Raw genomic sequence first — 17,650 nt, forward strand, 5'->3', positions numbered from 1 at the left:
AACAGGGAGAGTTCTAACGGCTGTTCTGCTGGAGGCAATAGGTTTTAGGGAAAGACACGGTGGGCCAAGGCGGGCATTTGGCGGCGCACTTGGGAAATGCGATCGGGGTTGATTTCGGCGATCGCAATCCCCTTATCGATGCCAGCGTCGGCCAGCACCATGCCCCAGGGGTCAATGATCATGGCGTGCCCGTGAGACTGGCGACGAGCGTTATGGAAGCCGGTTTGGGCCGGGGCAATCACATAGCAGGTGTTCTCGATGGCGCGGGCTTGCAGCAGAATCTGCCAATGGTCTTTGCCAGTAAACTCGGTGAAAGCAGCAGGCACTACCAGCACTTCGGCTCCCTGCTGCGACAGGTGGCGATAGAGTTCTGGAAAGCGCACGTCATAGCACACCGATAGGCCCAAAATGCCAAAGGGCTTAGACGGAAATACATCGGGTAGCAGATGGCCTGAGATAACGGTGTTGGACTCGCGGTAGGTGTTGCCGTCGGGCAGGTTGACGTCAAACAAGTGCACTTTTTCGTAGCGCAGCAGCTCTTGCCCCTCGGGGGAAACCAGCAGGGCGGTGTTGAAGACCTTGCCTTCTTTGGCGGGCACCGGATAGCCGCCGCCAATCAGCGTCACCTGGTAACGCTGGGCCATAGTTTTGAGAAACGCTTCGCTGGCTTGGCTGATGGTGTCGGCTTGGGCGATTTTGGCGTCTTCGTCGCCTAGGAACGAAAAATTTTCGGGCAGGCTGACCAGTTCTGCCCCCTGACGCACCGCCAGGTCAATTAGCTCTTCGGCCTGGGCCAAATTTTTGGCCAAGTCTGGCACACTGGTCATCTGTACGGCGGCGGCCCGATACGCTCTCATAAATTACCTGGCTGGAGTTGAAGAAACTGGAACCGCTGAGTTCCATAGACTTCAATTTTATTCGCTCGGGGGAACGGTTTGCCCAGTTGCCCCAAAACAGCCGCGGAATTACTGAGAGTTACGGTTCAGTCATAACGGTGATGGTGAGGGACTCTGCTCCAGCGCTGAGGGTCACGGGGGCCTCGCTAGGGATGGTCAGAGGCTTGTTGCGCTGCACGTTGTGCAGGCTCTCTAGCAGCCAGGGCTGACTGTTGGCCTCGGGGGCCGCCAAGGCCACAAACTGGTTGGCGTATACCACCTGAGCCATGGTTAACGTTTTGCCCTGGGGGCTGCGGGGCAAAACCAGGGTAGCGCGATCGCTAACCAGTTCTACCGTCGCCAAACCATCGGCAGAGCGCCCTAGGGTGCCAGCGTTGGGGCCGGGAGAAAAGGTGAAGGCGGGTTCAGCGGCGGCCAGGGCGGTTTGTAGGTCACTGGCAGCGGTAGGGACGCTGCCAGTGGGGCTGGCTTTGGCTAGGCGATCGCCCGCGATCGCCCGATTGCCCCGATACTCCTCTGCCTTAGCCTGGGCCTGGGCATAGCTGGCATCGGTGGCTGGCACAGTCTCTAGGGCAGCGATCGCCTGCCCCCAAAGATCACTCACCCGCTGCCAGTCGGCCTGGGTTTGGGCCGTCTGAGCCGCGACTGCGGCCTGCCAACCGAGGTCAGTGCCCTGCTGCCAAGGCGAAACGGAGGGATGGTTGAGGGTCAGCTCAGGGGCAGGACCGCTAGCCATCGGTAGGTAGGACATGCCGATCAGGACAGCGGCGATCGCGCCCACTCCGCCAATACTCTTCACCAGAGACGACTTTGCCAGATTGAGCACCATAAAAACCTCGGCACTGCCGTAGGGTAGACCCTTAGTTTTTCAGCAGCGCCGGGGTGTCAACCGGGAAATTTTAAAGGGGTTTTAGGTCTAGAGGACTGCCCAAAACCTGAAATTGGTCTAAATCAAACAGCTCAAGTCACCCGATTTTTGGCTAAACAGCAGGTTTTCGCGGTAGTCTACCGGGCAGTCAATTACCGCTGGCACATCATCTTCCAGGGCCTGCTTCAACGTCGGGATAAAGTCCTCTGCCGACTCAATTCGGTAGCCCTTCAGCCCCATGGCCTCCGCCAGTTTGACAAAGTCAGGGTTGGTAAAGTGAATGTAGGTCGATTCACCGTAGTAGTTCATCTGCTTCCACTCGATCAGCCCGTAGCCGCCGTCGTTAAAGATGATGGTGACAAAGGGCGTGCCCACCCGCAGAGCGGTTTCCAATTCTTGGCAGTTCATCATGAAGCCGCCGTCGCCAGTCACCGCTACCACCTTGCGGTTGGGGTGCACTAGCTTGGCCGCCAGTGCCCCTGGCAGGGCGATGCCCATAGCCGCGAAGCCGTTAGAGATTAAGCAGGTGTTGGGGCGCAGGCAGTGGTAGTTGCGGGCCATCCACATTTTGTGGGCACCGACGTCCGAGATCACGATGTCTTCAGCGCCCAGCACCTGGCGCAGATCGTAGATCAGCTTCTGGGGCTTGATCGGAAAGCCGTAGTCGTCGGCATACTGCTCGTAGTCGGCACGAATTTCGTCGCGAATCTTGAGGCTGTGGGGTTCGGGGCGACCCTGGCGCTTCACCCGCTTGAGAATTTCTTCTAGTGAGTCAGAGATGTCGCCAATGACTTCGACCTTGGGAATGTAGCTGCTGTCGACCTCGGCGTGGGTGAGGTTGATGTGCAGAATGGGCAGCTTACCGTCGGGGTTCCACTTTTTGGGCGAATACTCGATCAAGTCGTAGCCCACGGCGATGATCAGATCGGTCTGCTCCATGGCGCAGGTAATGTAGTCGCGCTGCTGCAACCCAATCGCCCACAGCGCCAGCGGGTGGGTGTAGGGAATCACGCCCTTGCCCATAAAGGTGTTGGCGACAGGAATATTGAGCTGGGTGGCAAACTCCGTTAGGGCCTCGCTGGCGCTGGCGCGAATGGCACCGTTGCCCACCAAAATCATCGGGTTAGTGGCTTGGGAAATCGCCACCGCCGCCTGCTGGATGCTCTGCAATGAGGCGTAGGTTTTCTCCTGACTGTCTTTGCGCAGGGCGGCGCCAATCACCTCCATTTCGGCAATATTTTCGGGTAGATCGATGTGCACTGCGCCAGGTTTCTCGGCCTGGGCCAGCTTAAACGCTTTGCGCACAATTTCGGGGGTGATGCTGGGCCGCACAATCTGGGCATTCCACTTGGTGACCGGGGCAAACATGGCTACCAGGTCGAGGTACTGGTGCGACTCAATGTGCATGCGATCGGTGCCCACCTGGCCCGTAATCGCTACCAGCGGGGCACGATCTAAGGTTGCGTCGGCCACCCCGGTCATTAGGTTTGTCGCCCCTGGCCCTAGGGTCGAAAGGCACACCCCCGCCTTGCCCGTTAGCCGTCCGTAGACATCGGCCATAAAGGCCGCCCCCTGCTCGTGACGGGTGGTGATGAACTGAATGGAGGATCGCTTTAGGGCCTGGAGCAGCTGGAGGTTTTCCTCCCCTGGCAGACCGAAAATGTATTCGACGCCTTCGTTCTCAAGACACTGAACAAGCAATTCGGCGGTATTCATAGCGTGGTTCGGGGGTGTAAATGACTGAGGAAAGGGGGGTGAATGGCAACCGATGGGACGGTTATGGCAGGTAGAGATTGAGTAACTAGCGGGCTATTTAACCCACACAGTTTTGACGTTGACAAACTCGTGGATGCCATGGCGGCCCAGCTCGCGCCCGTAGCCCGATCGCTTAATGCCGCCAAAGGGTAAACGCGGATCGGATTTAACCAGTCCATTAATAAAGACTGCCCCAGCCTCTAGCTCGGCCATCAACCGTTCCTGCTCGGCGGCGTCCTGGCTCCAGGCGCTAGCTCCCAGGCCAAAGGGAATGTCGTTGGCCCGCGCGATCGCCTCATCCAGGCTGGCCACCCGAAATACCAGGGCCACCGGGCCAAAGAACTCCTCCTGGTCGGCGGGGGTGCCGGGCGGTAGGGCAGCGAGAATGGTGGGCGGAAACCAGTTGCCGTTTTGTAGATCGGCGGGCAGCTCGGACTTCAGCGCCGCGACATCGCCGCCAATCAGCGCGGTGCCCCCCAACTCCAGGCAGGCGTTGACCTGCTGCTCTAGCTCGGCGGCAATGTCGGGGGTAGCCAGGGGGCCAACGGTAACGCCGTCATCCAGAGGATTACCTACCACCAGGGCGGCAAATTTCTCGGTCATCCCTTGCTCAAAGCGCTCGGCGATCGCGTCGTGGACAATAAACCGCTTGGCGGCAATGCAGGACTGACCGGTGTTGAGCATGCGGGCGGTGGCAGCGGTGGCGATCGCCGCCTCCAAATCAGCACTGGGCATGACGATGAATGGGTCGCTGCCGCCCAGTTCTAGCACCGTCTTTTTGATCTGCTGGCCGCAGGCAGCGGCCAGGCCGGCTCCGGCGGGTTCACTGCCGGTGAGGGTGGCGGCTTTGATACGGTCGTCGGTGACGAGTTTGGCGATGCGATCGCCCCCAATCAGCAGCGTTTGAAACGCGCCCTTGGGCAGCCCCGCCTTCTGGAAAATTTCCTCAATCGCTAGGGCGCACTGGGGCACATTCGAGGCGTGCTTGAGCAGCCCCACGTTACCTGCCATCAGCGCCGGGGCGGCAAAGCGAAACACCTGCCAAAACGGAAAGTTCCAGGGCATTACCGCCAGCACCGGGCCGAGGGGCTGGTAGCGTACAAAGCTGCGGCTAGCGTCGGTGGTGGCAGGCTCATCGGCCAAAAACTCGGCCCCGTGGTCGGCGTAGTAGCGGCAGACCAGGGCGCTCTTTTCGACTTCGGCGATCGCTCCCGCCAGTGGCTTGCCCATCTCCATGGCCATGATTTGGGCGTAGGCGGCCTTGTTGTCGTCGAGCACCTGGGCGGCCTGGTGCAGCCACCCGGCTCGCTGCTCAAAGGATGTGTGACGGTAGGTAGTAAAGGTCTGGCTGGCCAGGGCGAGCTTGTGCTCGATTTCGGCCTCGCTCAAAGGTTCAAAACGTTTGAGCACCGCTCCAGTGGCGGGGTTAATACTGGCAATGGGCATGGTTTGACCTCCTGTTGGTCACTGAGGTCGGCGGTGGTGCTCTCGGTCGTTGCTATCACCACGGCTACCGCTAACCGCGGCGTCACCACCGCGATTGGCGCAGCGATCGGTCAAAATCGCAGGTAACCCAGCTGGGTCTAAATCTCGACAACCCAGACTAGTTGGCTCATGGAGTGTATTAGCTCTCAAAACGAGCGTAGCTTGACCGCCAACTTATAAAACTAAGGCTCTCTATAACTGTGCCCTGAAGCACAAAAGCCTACTCCAACATCCTATTACTTCTGCACAAAACATAGTGTTATGTAACGATGACCAAACACCGCCTGTTTTCAAGCCTTTTGGGCCTCGTCTGGGGTGCTGGCTCTGAGCCAAGGCCAGGGGTTAGTCAACAGTGCCGTAGCCGCCTCACGGCCTAGGGGCTGAGAAAACAGGTAGCCCTGACCGCGCCGACAGCCCATGGCCCGCAGTCGATTGAGCTGGGTCTCGGTCTCAATGCCTTCGGCCACTAGATCCATATTCAGCTTTTGTCCCAGGGCAATAATGGTGTGCACGATCTCGCGATCGTCACCGCTTTGATCCATCCGACCGACAAAAGACTGGTCAATCTTGAGGGTGTCTGTAGGGAAACGATGCAGGTAGCTGAGCGACGAGTAGCCGGTGCCAAAGTCGTCGATCGCCAGCTTTAATCCCAGCTGCTTCAGCCGATGCATCAGCTCCGTCGCCCCATCCACGTCCCGCATGATCATGCTTTCAGTAATTTCGAGCTGCACCTGCTTGCCAGCCAGATTTAGCTCTCGCAGACAGCCCCCAAACTGATCCACCAGGTTAACCTGGTGCAGCTGCCGCCGCGATAGGTTAATGCTCATGGTCAAAGGATGGTTGGGAAACTGCTGCTGCCAGTCTTTGAGCTGGGCGCAGGCGGCCCGAAAGATCCACTGGCCTAAGTGCACAATCAGCCCGGTTTCCTCGGTTACCTGAATAAACTGCCCCGGTGACACAAAGCCCTCCTCAGGGCGGTACCATCGCACCAGGGCCTCAAAGCCCGTAATGCAACCGCTCTGCAGACAGACAATCGGCTGGTAGTGGAGCAAAAACTCGTTGTTCTCAAAAGCGCTGAGCAGATGGCTCTCTAGCTCTAGGCGGCGCACGGCCTCTTCGTGCATGGTGCTGGCAAACACTTCGTAGCGGTACTCATTTAAGGCCTTGGCCCGATACATGGCGGTGTGGGCGTCGCGCAGCAGGTCTTGGGGGCTGGGAGGGTGTTCGCCATGGGCCATAGCAACCCCCATCGAGCTGGTTACCGAGAGCCGCCGCCTCGCGATTGAAAAGGGCTCCGACAGCTCGGTTTGCAGACGGTTCAACCATTGGTCTACGGTGGGCTGGTCGTGCACCGGCAGCAGAAAGGCGAACTCGTCACCCCCTACCCGCGATAGCTGAGCCGAGGTCGGCAAAAACTGTCGCAGCCGCTGACCTAGGGTTTGCAGCACGCGATCGCCCACGATGTGTCCAAAGGACTGGTTGATCAGCTTAAAGCGATCGATGTCTAAAAACACTACTGTCACTGCTGTGGCGGGCTTTTGGCAGAGCGCCCGCTGCACTTGCAGCACAAACATGTCTCGTCCAGGCAGTAGGGTGAGCTGGTCGTAGCTGCTGCGGTACAGCACCTTTTGAGTTAACACCAGCCCTAGGGCCAGCAAAAATGCCGTCACGGGTTCTACCGTAGGTATCCACAGCATGTTGGCGAGGGCCAGGCCACTCAGCCCCCAAATGCCCAAAATCATACTGCCGCTGAGCAACAACAGCATAGGCGGTCGGCGCACCTGCCAGCCCATTATCCCGGCCGCCAGGGTACAGGCCAACAGCCAAAAAAATTCGCCCCACTGGGGCAAAAACCGGTAGAGGGCGGGTTCGCCTGCGATCGCATCGAGCAGCTGGCTAATGCTCTGGGCATGCACCTCAACCCCCGCCATCACAAACTGGGTCTCATGCTCGTGGCTAAAGGGAGTAAAAAACTCATCTTTGAGGCTAGAGGCGGTAGAACCAATCAACACAACCTTGCCGCGCACCCAGTCGGGGGGCACAGCCCCGGCTAGCACCTGGGTAATAGTTAACGTAGGAGCCGGTTCATAGGGAGTGCGATACTTCATCAGCACTTGAAAGCCCCGGTCGTCGATGTTGGCGTAGCCGCCGTCTCTAGCCAACAGAGCCGGAAACTCAGCCTCCCCGATGCGCAGCAGATCGTTGTCTCGATCGACTTGAAACGTTAAATCGGTGTGATAGGCCAGCACCACCCGCAGCGGAAACGAGTAGGCCGGATTGTTGGGGGTGGCCACGTATAGCAAATTGCGGCGCAGCACGCCGTCGGGGTCAATGGCCAAATCGTTAAATCCCACCTGGTCGGCGGGCCAGGTGGCTGGAGCGGGTACCTCCACGCCGTCTCCCTGCTTGCCCACATTAAAGATGCCGATTACGTTTGCAGAATCGGTAAAGGCTTGGGCCAGGGCCGCTTGGCCTGGCATATCCTGGGGGGTGTTGCGATACAGATCGAGCCCCACCACCGCCGGTTTGTGGCGCTGCACTTCGGCAATAATATTGGCCACCACCTGGTCAGACAGGGGCCAACCGTATACTTCTAGATCGGCCTCGGTCACTTCGACAATCAGCAACCGCGGGTCTGAGGCCTGTTGAATCAACAGCCGGGTCAGCAGGTCAAAGCTAGAGGTTTCCAGGGATTCGAACAGCTGTAGCCGCTTGCCCGCCGACACCAGTGTGAGGGCGAGCAGGCCAGAAACTAGCACCGCTCGACTGCCAAAATTGATGGGTTTAGCAAAACGGAAAGCCCACTGTTGGAGCTGCTGCCTAGACGGCCAGACCCGGAAATGCACCATGGATTAAACCGGCAACGGTAGGAGTGGCAATGGCAGGCATTGACCTCGTTATTCCCTGAATACAGAGATATACAGGGAATGACGGTGCTGTCCGGAAATCGCTGGGAGCCAGATTGGCCCCCCTTGCACCCCGTGGAATCGTTAGCCTGCTAGGCCACAGACTTAAGCCATAGTGTCATTGTGTTGGCCGTTAACCCAGTGGGTGCCGCCCCCCCGCCGCTGGCCTGGAAACTCGTCTCGGTTGCCGCTAGCCTGCTGCTCAGTTTCGAAACTCGGCCAGTGGAGAAGTAGCAAACTTAACATGCTCAATCCCACTAGCAGTGCGGCACCACTGGGCCAAATAAAGACTCGAATTAGCGTTGCCTTCATAGCTGGAATCGAACCTAGGATAGTGATAGAACCCCTGCTCTCCCGCTGGCGAAGGTTCGTTTTGACGAACTTCTACGCTCCGGGGGGCATAGTGTGATTCTTCACAGGCAAAGTTATATTCGATACTTGCTTAGTTGGGCTTTTACTGAAGCTTTATGGAGGGGTAAAGCTCAGTCAGCCCAGCTCCCAACTCAGGCTAGGATTGTGCTGCCTGCAATCCCTGTTGGTTGCTCTAACCGAAGAGCCTTAAAAACTTGTTAAGGGAAGGTCCTACTCAACCATTCCACGGATATGCTGGACGCAAGATACCTCCTAACTGCGTCTCCAGCCCCGTCTGACTCCCTCTGTTGGCGTCATTTTGATGGGGCTGCTACTTTGGGAAGCCACTTCGGACAGACACTGGGCTATAGCAGAAACTCTGTTAGGTGAGGACAGGGGTGCGAGTTGCGAAGCAATCCGTTGTGGAATTGCACCGCGAAGGCATTTTTTGATTGCGTCAAGTGACTCTGCCTATGCTCTGCTGCGATCGCAGGGTTGTTCATCTTGTGCAGACTTGGCCGGGAGATCCTTCCTCCGTCTACGGAAAGAAATGTCTCTCTACCCGTAGTAGGACTTTTGCTTACCCTAAAGAACGTTACCGGTGTGTGATTGCAGATACAAATTTTAAGTGATAGTCTAAAAAGCTAGTCGCAACCTTGCGAATAGGCCTTTTATGCCTTTTATGCCTTAAAAACCCAGTTTTTGCCTTAGTTGCTGAGCAAGCGCACATCTGAGGTGGCTGTTTATCTTGCCCGTGGCTCAAGCTTGTAGCTGACTTCATCCTTGGGTGAAATCGGTGGGGCCGGGGGTGTCGCTTTCTGCACACGCATAAATGACGTTATTTGGACTTTTCTGGGCTGCGTTTCTACCGCACTATCTCAACCCGTTCAATTCATTCGCCTCTCTAGCCCCGCAAACGGTTAACTCCAACGCAGTGGCTCAGCGGCAGCGGCCGGCCAAGGTAGATTTGAGCGCCTCGCCCTACTCTCCCTTGCATCTACAATCCGCCATTTACAAGCCTCTGCAGTTGTTTCCCCAGTTGGGTTGGCCGCAGACAGCGTCTGTAGATTGGCACCTCTGGAGGGCTACCGCCGCTGTGGCTGTAGTTGGCCAAGGAACGAATGCTCATGTTAGCAGCGGGGCAAGCCAGATAGTTCCGACCCCGGTTGCCTGTGGCAAACTAGCTTCGGCAAACGCTGGCGCCCCAGCCAAAGGGTTTACTATTCGGGTCAAGAACGTAGCGATTGGGCAGGTGCCGTCTCGTCCGGCGGCGGACCAAGTTGCCCGTCAGATCCGCCAAGCGGTGCCTGAACTAGAAGCCAACCCCAACGGGCTAACCCCGCAATTAAACGAAGCTCTGGCTGCTGCGCAGGTCGACGGCAAAACCGTGTTTGTATTGCCTAAAGCAGGGCCAGCTCAAACTAGTCCAGCTAATACATCCCGGCCTAGCCAGACCGCTTTGCAAGCGACCGCATGGGTCAACAACCTGCGTCTGGCCTTTGGCGGGTCTCCTCTAGAGCCTAGCCAGGTACAGATGGTGGCCCACGGCTTGGGTGAGACCCGCAAGACGTTTAATGGCACAGCGTCTTGGTATGGACCTTACTTCCACGGGCGGCAGACCGCTACAGGTGAAACCTTCAACCAAAACGACCTGACGGCGGCTCACAAGACCTTGCCCTTTGGTACCTACCTCAAGGTGCGTAACCAGCTCAACGGCAAGAGTGTGGTCGTCCGCATCAACGATCGCGGTCCATACATCGGCGATCGCTCCCTCGATCTGTCCTATGCCGCTGCTCGGTGCCTGGGAGGCGACCATGTCGGGTTGATTCCCTATCAAGCGACGATTCTAGCGCCGGGGGTTCCCCAGGCTTGGCGATCTGAGGTGGTAGCCACCCTACCCTAAGAATGTGGGCAATTGAGTCGAGAGGTGGGCTTGAAACGGGAACAAACCGACGTTAGGCTCGCCACTTAAGCAGCTGCGTTTTGACGGGAGTGGCAAACTCGCGGTTTTCCGTTTGGGAACGCTGGTACTCTTTTTTGAGCTGGTAATACCACCGGGCTAGGGTGTCAGAGTCTTTAATCAGCCGCAGCACTGTCTCGTGCTTGAGCCCTTCCTGCTGCTTGATCACCACGTCGCGGTCTTGGCCTAAGAAGGAGCGAATCATCAGGGGTAGAATCGGCTTGAGCAAATTGCCCCAGGGGAGATCCCAGTACAGTTCAAAGGTGACGTCGGTTTGATCGTCGGTGAGAGGGGTAACGGTGGTTAAGTTCACCACCCGGTGTTTTGAGGTGGTGGTTTCCTCGGTGCGTACGCCAGGCAGGTAAAAGATAATCTCGTTGTCGGGCACGCCGCCAATCAGCCAGTAGCCGTAGCCCATATTCTCGCCCATGCGGTGTTTGCGCATGGTAAACCCGTAGGGCGAAGGGTCAAACCACTTAATCTCGTCGTTGAGGGTAGCTCCGCGCCACCACCACGAGCGATGCACAAAGGGCGAGTGAGCAGGATCCATCAGCCCTACTACGGCATGGTCAATGTAGCAGGGGAACCGCATGGTGTAGGTGACGCTAGGGCGAACGTCGTCACCAAAGCCAGGCACACGGGGCACATCGAAGCGGGGAGGCTGAGGATTGGCGCGATCGCTCATGTAGACCCACAGGTTGCCCTGCACCTCTTTAACCTCGTAGCGATTGACGTTGAAGCGGCTCAGATCCATTTGCTGGTCGGGCATCAACGATGGAATCTCGGTGCACTGGCCGTTTTCGTTGAACCGCCAGCCGTGGTAGCAGCACTCGACCTCAGTGCCGTCAAAGCGGCCACAGCTCAGGGGCACGGCCCGGTGGGGGCAAATATCGCGTAGGGCAAAGGCTTTGCCCTGGTCGGTGCGACCAAACAAGATCGGCTCGTTGAGCAGGGTTTTGGCCACCATCTTGCCCGCCTTCAGCTCGTGGCTGGGCATGGCGTGGTACCAGATGTTGCGCAGCAGGTAGATGTCGTTAACGGCAACCACAGGTTTACAGAAATTCTAGGATTTAAGGCAATCAATACTGTAACAGAGGGTTTGCCGCGTCACGGCTGTCTCCTAGGCCAGTTTTAGCCACAGCAAACAACCCAGGGAAGTCAACAACTTCCCTGGGTTGTCCAGGCCTTACCCAACCGCTTGGGGTTCTTGCACCTGCTTGAGCTGCTCACGTAGGGGAGCACCTTCAATCACCTCGGCCTCTAGCAGCTGCTGGGCTAGGGTTTCTAGCAACTCGCGGTTCTGCTTGAGGATATCGAGGGCGCGCTGATGGCCTTCCTCAACGATGGCTTTGACCTCTTCATCGATCGCCTTGGCAGTTTCTTCACTAATCGGGCGACGAGCGTTGGGCATGCCGCCATCGAGGAAGGCGTTGCGCTGGGCGCGATCGTAGGCCAGGGGGCCCAGCACCTGGCTCATGCCGTAGGTGGTGACCATCTGCTCAGCCAGGTCGGTAGCCCGCTGGAGGTCATTAGAGGCTCCGGTGGTGATGCTGCCGAAGATAATCTCCTCGGCGGAGCGGCCACCCAGCAAGGTAGCAATTTGCCCCTTCAGCTCGGCCTCATCGCGCAGGAAGCGGTCTTCGGTGGGCAGTTGCAGGGTGTAGCCAAGGGCGGCCATACCACGCGGCACAATGGAGATTTTCTCAACTTCGTCGGTGCCCGGCATCATGGCGCCGACCAGAGCGTGGCCGACCTCGTGGTAGGCGACGATTTTCTTCTCCTTGTCGTTGAGCACGCGGCTCTTTTTCTCTAAGCCCGCAACGACGCGCTCGATCGCCTCGCTAAAGTCTTCCTGCTCGACTACGGTGCTGCCGCGGCGGGCGGCCAGCAGGGCGGCTTCGTTGACCAGGTTGGCCAGGTCGGCCCCAGCAAAGCCTGGAGTGCGAGTGGCGGTCGTCTTGAGATCGACGGTGTCAGCCAGTTTTACATCCTTAGCGTGGATTTTGAGAATGGCTTCGCGCCCTTTGAGATCGGGGCGATCGACCAGCACCTGACGATCGAAACGACCGGGGCGCAGCAGAGCAGGGTCAAGGGTTTCGGGGCGGTTGGTGGCGGCTAGCACAATCACGGTGGTGCCACCGGCCTCGAAGCCATCCATCTCGGTGAGCAGCTGGTTGAGGGTCTGCTCGCGCTCGTCGTTGCCGCCGTAGAAGCTGCTGCTGGAGCGGGATTTACCGATCGCATCTAGCTCATCAATAAAGATGATGCAGGGAGACTGTTTCTTGGCCTGCTCAAACAGGTCGCGCACGCGGGAGGAGCCCACGCCCACAAACAGTTCCACAAACTCAGAACCTGAAATGCTAAAGAAGGGCACCCCTGCCTCGCCGGCAACGGCCTTGGCCATTAGAGTCTTACCGGTTCCGGGCGGGCCAACCAACAGCACACCTTTGGGAATTTTGGCTCCCAAATCCGTAAAGCGCTGGGGGGTTTTGAGGAAATCGACGACTTCTACCAGTTCAGCTTTGGCCTCTTCGACCCCGGCCACGTCATCGAAGGTAATTTTGCCCGCGTCGCCTTCGACGTAGACCTTGGCTTTACTCTTGCCAATGGAAAGCGCTCCCTGAGGGCCACCGGCACCTCGGGCCAAAAAGAACCGCCACACCCCAATAAAGATCAGCGGCGGAATCACCCAGCTCAGCAAGCTGCCAAACCACTGACCCTTAGGTGGGGGCACAGCTGCAAACTCAACGCCCTTGTCTTCGAGCAGCTGGGGCAGCTGGAGGTCAAAAATGGGCGTAGTGCTATAGACAGCGCCCGCTTCGCCAGTGGTAGGGTCTTTGACCTGGTAGCGAATCTCGTTTTGCCCCACGGAGGCTCGCAGCACCTCTTGCTCTTGCACCCGATGGATGAACATGCTGTAGGGCTCGCGGGCTGTTTGGTTGCCGAAGAACCCCGAAAACACAATGTTGAGCAGCAAGAGGCCGGTGGCGACCCACAGGACGATGTTGGCGATTTGGCGCGATCGCGGCGGCTGAGGATTTTTGTTTACAGGCATAGCAATTTTAAGTTTGTAGTGAGCCAATCAAATGGTTGGCGGTCTTGAATGCTGGGATGGACAACTATCTCATCCCTCAGGCTCTTAACGATTTGAAGACGTCGTTAAAAGCGATTTTCATAGTTGGTATAGGGGCATCGCACTGCAATGCCCCTACTAGGGATGTCTATCAGAAGAATTGGCAGAGGGTTGGGCTTTGCCCAGTCGCTCGTTAGTCATAGTTGACATCCACGGTGGTGTGGGTGGCATCGGGAGCGTCGGCTTGGAGCCCAGAGCGTTTGTTGTTCAACCCTGAGAGCACAATCTGCGACATGGCACCGATAAACAAAGAGGCCACCACAGCGTCGTCAATCCAACCGACGATGGGGATGAAGTCGGGGGAAATGTCGAAGGGGCTCAGCAGGTATAGCAGCGTGGCACCAGCTAGAAGCCAGCGATACTTGGGATTTTCGAGGGTGCGCTTATACCAGTCGTAGAAGGCCTGAGGGGTGGGGTTCATGGGTCTGAGGTTGAGTGCGATGGCTTTATGGTGCCACGGACCCCCTAGTCTCTTCCGTGGCGGATAGCCGCCCGCCCATTAGGCGACGACCGAACCGATGAAGGAATTGAGGCTTAAGGGTATAGGGTGCAAGGTGCAAGTGATGGGCCTTTATACCCTGCACCCTATACCCCTGCAATTGACTACCTCTGTTGAGAAAGTTTTTGGGGAAAAGCCAAGCTTGCCGCTGGGGGATTTCGGTCCCCCCAGACCCCTACGAGAAGGAGGTTCCGTCGTCCTTCACCTCACGGAAAGGATTGACGGATCATCGGTTTAAACCTCTGCCTTGCCAAATGTCTTATTTTTCTCTGCAATTGATTTGGGCAACCGTAGGGTGGGCACTGCCCACCAGCTACCTCTATGCCAGGGGTAGACGGTTGTTTGTTCGCGCCCTTTAGATATTCACGTACTGATCCATTTCCCAAGTGGTGATTTGGGCGTTGAAGGCGTTCCATTCCTTCGCTTTCATGTCTAAGAAGGTTTTGGCGCCGAGTTCCCCCATCATGTCCATCAGCAGGGCGTCTTGCTTGAGGGCTACCATTGCCTCGTAGAGGTTTTGGGGCAGGGTTTGCAGGTTGGTGAATTCGTCGCCTCGGGCGAACAGGTTTGCGTCGATGCGCTGGCCGGGGTCAATTTGATGTTTGATGCCCTCTAAACCGACGGCTAGAATGCCAGCTGTGGCCAGGTAGAGGTTAACCGCACCGTCGATCATGCGGCACTCAAATCGGCCTTTGTCAGGAATGCGAATCAGGTGCGATCGATTGTTGCCGCCGTAGGAAATGTAGCGGGGGCTCCAGGTGCTGCCAGACGCCGTGGTGCTGGCTCCCAAACGACGGTAGGAGTTAACTGTGGGGGCACAGAGAGCCGCCAGCCCCTTGCCGTGAGCTAAGACACCGCCCAAAAAGTTGTAACCCAATGGAGAAAGCCCGCCCTCGTCGGCCCCTTCAGCAAAGACATTGGTGTCGCCCTGCCATAGGCTGTTGTGAACGTGGCCGCCGTTGCCGGTGATGTGGCTAAAGGGCTTGGGCATAAAGGTGGCAATGAACCCACGCTGCTCAGCCAGGGTTTTGACCATGTATTTGAAGAACACGTGGCGATCGCAGGTGGTCCGCGCGTCGCTATAGGTCCAGTTCAGCTCAAACTGACCGTTGGCATCTTCGTGATCGCACTGGTAGGGCTGCCAGCCTAGATCCTCCATGTAGGTAACTAGGGTCGAGATCAGGTCAAACTGCCGCATCAGATTGAGCTGGTCATAGCAGGGGCGATCGGCGGTGTCCTTGGGGTCAGCAATTTCATAGCCCTGCTCCGTCTGCCGCAGCAAAAAGAACTCCGCCTCTACCCCAGTCTTGTGGGTGTAGCCCAAGGCCGCAGCCCGATCGATGACCCGGTTGAGCATCATCCGGGGGGCAGCCGGAAAGGGTGAGCCCTCAAAGTACACGTCGCTGGCCACCCAACCCACCGTGGGTTCCCAAGGCAGCTGAATTAGCGAGTCGGGATCAGGCACCGCGGCAATTTCTGCCGCCTCCGGCCCCAGCCCCAAGTTCGAGGCAAAAGAGCAGAAGAACGCACCGTCTTTTTCTACCGCCGCCATTTGAGTGGCGGGCACTAGCTTGGCCCGAGTGCCTCCTAGCAGATCGGTATATGAAACTAGCAAAAACTTGATGCCGAGGGCCTTGGCCCTTTCTACTAGGCTCTGTGCCTGGGTTAGCATGCCGACCATAGAACGACTCCAGACGTTTCAGCCTAGTAAAACAGGCTGACGAAGTCGCGTTTGTAGTTGTAGATACGGGTCGCGGTTGGGGTTGTTCTGTTCACATCGGCGGCTTCAGCTAACAGACGGCATCAGTTTGGGCCGGCGAAACTGCGCTAGCTCTCTCCATCTGTATAGGTCAATCTCTGCCATCCTACCGACCCGTTTGATTTGAAAGGTTTATAGGTTGTAAGAAGTACTGAATGCAGGGCGAGCAAGTGATAACCCACACTCGGCACTGCTCTTAACACGGAAGTTAATACCATGGCAAGCGACAAAAACTTGGATCGCAATCCTGACACTAACCCCGATCCCATCACTGGGCAGCACGGAGCACACCCCGTTGGCACTGGAATAGGCGCAGCTGGAGTGGGCGCGGTTGCCACTGCGGTAGGTGGTGCAGTGGGTGGCCCCGTGGGAGCCGTAGTTGGTGCAGCCGTTGGCGCTGTGGCTGGCGGGCTAGCGGGTAAAGGCGTGGCAGAAAAAGTTGATCCCACCGTGGAGGATGACTACTGGCGCACCAACTACAAGAATCGTCCCTACGTCGAGTCTGACTACAGCTACGACGATTACAGTCCTGCCTATCGCACTGGCTATGAGGGCTACAGCACCTACTCTGGCCAAGGTATGACCTTTAGCCAGGCTGAACCCCATCTGCGCCAAGACTATGAGCGCCACAACGGCCGCCTCGGTTGGGAGAAAGCGAAGCACGCCAGCCAAGATGCTTGGCACCGGCTAGAGTCAACTGTTAGCCGTGATTCCGATCGGCAGGTCGACGATCGCCGCGACATTAACGACACACGCCGCACCGATTCTGGCACTACCGGCATGCTGTAACCCTGCTGTGGCAGGTACCTGAAATAGTCTCTCACCAACCGCTGAGTCAGAGTTACTGGCTTGGCGGTTGGTGATTCTGGCTTGCTTTGGCTGGGGCGGCTGCGATCGCCCCTCCAACTCCACAAAACTATTAACCAGGACAAGGGTCGCTAAGGCCAGCGAGTTGTTTGCCAATCGCGAAGAATTCTGAGATAACTTGATATAACAAGTTAAGATATGCCCCCAAGGGGCATTTGAGCAAAACTTAGCTACTCTCGTTGTACAAGATTTCGCACCAAGCATCTATCAGAGGCCGGGTTCATCCATGGATATTTTGGTTGTTCAGCATGTCGAAGCCGACCCCGTTGGCATTTTAGGCCGATATCTGGAGGTTAAGGGAGCCTGGCTGCACACCTGGTTCGTACCCCAACGACCGACCCCACCCTATGGCCACTACGACGGCCTGATTGTGCTCGGCGGCCCGATGAACGCCTGCGAAGATGACGACTTTCCTCACTTGGCGCGAGTTGTAGAGCTGATTCGCACATTTCACAGCCAGGGCAAGCCGGTGTTGGGCATTTGCCTGGGGGCTCAACTCATTGCCCGCGCCTTTGGCAGCCGGGTTTACCAAAACGAGATTCCAGAACTAGGCTTTACGTCTCTGTTCCCTACCGCCGCTACAGAAGAACCCTGGCTGCAAGACTACCCACCGGGGATGCCGATGATGCAGTGGCACTTCGACACCTTTGATCTGCCCGCTGGAGCGGAGCTGCTGCTCACCAACAATGCCTGCAAAAATCAGGCCTTTCGCATCGGCAACAATATCTATGGCCTACAGTTTCACCCCGAAGTTACCCCGCAAATGGTGATGAACTGGATGGCCTCTAACACTGAATGGATTAAGGCTAACTATCCCCATTTGTTTGAACAACTGCGGGAGCAGCTGGTGCTGCACTGGGTTCAGTCGGCCCAGTTTACCGAAAAGCTGGCCAATGCCTGGTATGACCAGGTAGTGACTTCGGCCCAAGCAGGGACATTACTTCGGCACGGCAGCCCTAGCTAAATCGCGTCAGTTGAGCTTCACGAACCAAAAGAAGGGTGCAACAATTGCTACACAGCTTTTCGACAGCCTTTACGGCTAGTCTATGAACAGGTAGCGGTTGCAAAACTGTGAAGGTGAGTCTCTTAGCAACCTAAAACCAGAGTTGATCACCGTTGTAAGCGAGTAAAAAGCCTCAAGAATTACTGCCGGTCAACGTATGTAAAGAGA

Annotated in this window: 13 protein-coding genes; 3 read left to right on the forward strand and 10 right to left on the reverse strand. The window is 57.2% G+C overall.

The genetic code is table 11. The features are described 5' to 3' along the window. Positions 1-44: 44 nt before the first annotated feature. From H6F75_RS24935 to H6F75_RS24960, 6 genes are all read right to left on the reverse strand, one after another. On the reverse strand, positions 45-857 hold the full coding sequence (locus tag H6F75_RS24935; RefSeq protein ID WP_190755596.1) for a carbon-nitrogen hydrolase family protein: 813 nt from the start codon (positions 855-857) through the stop codon (positions 45-47). 118 nt (positions 858-975) lie between these two features. After that, positions 976-1,725 carry a hypothetical protein gene (locus tag H6F75_RS24940; RefSeq protein WP_190755598.1) on the reverse strand — a complete coding sequence of 250 codons (750 nt, stop codon included), beginning with the start codon at positions 1,723-1,725 and terminating at the stop codon, positions 976-978. Between the two features lie 117 nt (positions 1,726-1,842). Beyond that, a complete protein-coding gene (locus H6F75_RS24945) occupies positions 1,843-3,480 on the reverse strand; it encodes an acetolactate synthase large subunit (RefSeq protein WP_190755599.1) in 1,638 nt (545 codons plus the stop codon). 93 nt (positions 3,481-3,573) lie between these two features. After that, positions 3,574-4,965, reverse strand: a complete 1,392-nt coding sequence (locus H6F75_RS24950; RefSeq protein WP_190755601.1) for an NAD-dependent succinate-semialdehyde dehydrogenase — start codon at positions 4,963-4,965, stop codon at positions 3,574-3,576. Between the two features lie 329 nt (positions 4,966-5,294). Next, a complete protein-coding gene (locus tag H6F75_RS24955; protein WP_206754698.1) occupies positions 5,295-7,763 on the reverse strand; it encodes an EAL domain-containing protein in 2,469 nt (822 codons plus the stop codon). A gap of 252 nt (positions 7,764-8,015) precedes the next feature. Continuing rightward, positions 8,016-8,222, reverse strand: a complete 207-nt coding sequence (locus H6F75_RS24960; protein WP_190755604.1) for a hypothetical protein — start codon at positions 8,220-8,222, stop codon at positions 8,016-8,018. Between the two features lie 1,291 nt (positions 8,223-9,513). On the opposite strand from H6F75_RS24960, the gene H6F75_RS29065 reads away from it, so the two are divergent. Then, positions 9,514-10,164 carry a septal ring lytic transglycosylase RlpA family protein gene (locus tag H6F75_RS29065; protein WP_347710707.1) on the forward strand — a complete coding sequence of 217 codons (651 nt, stop codon included), beginning with the start codon at positions 9,514-9,516 and terminating at the stop codon, positions 10,162-10,164. Positions 10,165-10,216: 52 nt separating this feature from the next. Here the strand turns inward: H6F75_RS29065 and H6F75_RS24970 are convergent, their stop codons facing one another. The 4 genes from H6F75_RS24970 to glnT form a co-directional block, all read right to left on the reverse strand. After that, positions 10,217-11,269, reverse strand: a complete 1,053-nt coding sequence (locus H6F75_RS24970; RefSeq protein WP_347710708.1) for an aromatic ring-hydroxylating dioxygenase subunit alpha — start codon at positions 11,267-11,269, stop codon at positions 10,217-10,219. Positions 11,270-11,407: 138 nt separating this feature from the next. Continuing rightward, complete coding sequence (gene ftsH4, locus H6F75_RS24975) at positions 11,408-13,276, reverse strand: ATP-dependent zinc metalloprotease FtsH4 (protein ID WP_190755610.1); 1,869 nt, start codon at positions 13,274-13,276, stop codon at positions 11,408-11,410. 211 nt (positions 13,277-13,487) lie between these two features. After that, positions 13,488-13,775 carry a YkvA family protein gene (locus H6F75_RS24980; RefSeq protein ID WP_190755611.1) on the reverse strand — a complete coding sequence of 96 codons (288 nt, stop codon included), beginning with the start codon at positions 13,773-13,775 and terminating at the stop codon, positions 13,488-13,490. 433 nt (positions 13,776-14,208) lie between these two features. Further along, on the reverse strand, positions 14,209-15,534 hold the full coding sequence (glnT, locus tag H6F75_RS24985; protein WP_190755612.1) for a type III glutamate--ammonia ligase: 1,326 nt from the start codon (positions 15,532-15,534) through the stop codon (positions 14,209-14,211). Positions 15,535-15,828: 294 nt separating this feature from the next. Here glnT and H6F75_RS24990 point away from each other — a divergent pair, with 294 nt between their 5' ends. Together H6F75_RS24990 and H6F75_RS24995 are read left to right on the forward strand one after the other, a co-directional pair. Continuing rightward, positions 15,829-16,401, forward strand: coding sequence for a hypothetical protein (locus tag H6F75_RS24990; RefSeq protein WP_199304124.1), 573 nt, complete (start codon positions 15,829-15,831; stop codon positions 16,399-16,401). A 304-nt stretch (positions 16,402-16,705) separates the two neighbouring features. Next, the gene (locus tag H6F75_RS24995) at positions 16,706-17,443 is read left to right on the forward strand and encodes a type 1 glutamine amidotransferase (protein ID WP_190755613.1); all 738 of its coding nucleotides are present in this window, start codon (positions 16,706-16,708) and stop codon (positions 17,441-17,443) included. The last annotated feature ends 207 nt before the right edge of the window (positions 17,444-17,650 follow it).

It is taken from the genome of Nodosilinea sp. FACHB-131 (assembly GCF_014695395.1).
Taxonomy (GTDB): Bacteria; Cyanobacteriota; Cyanobacteriia; order Phormidesmidales; family Phormidesmidaceae; genus Nodosilinea.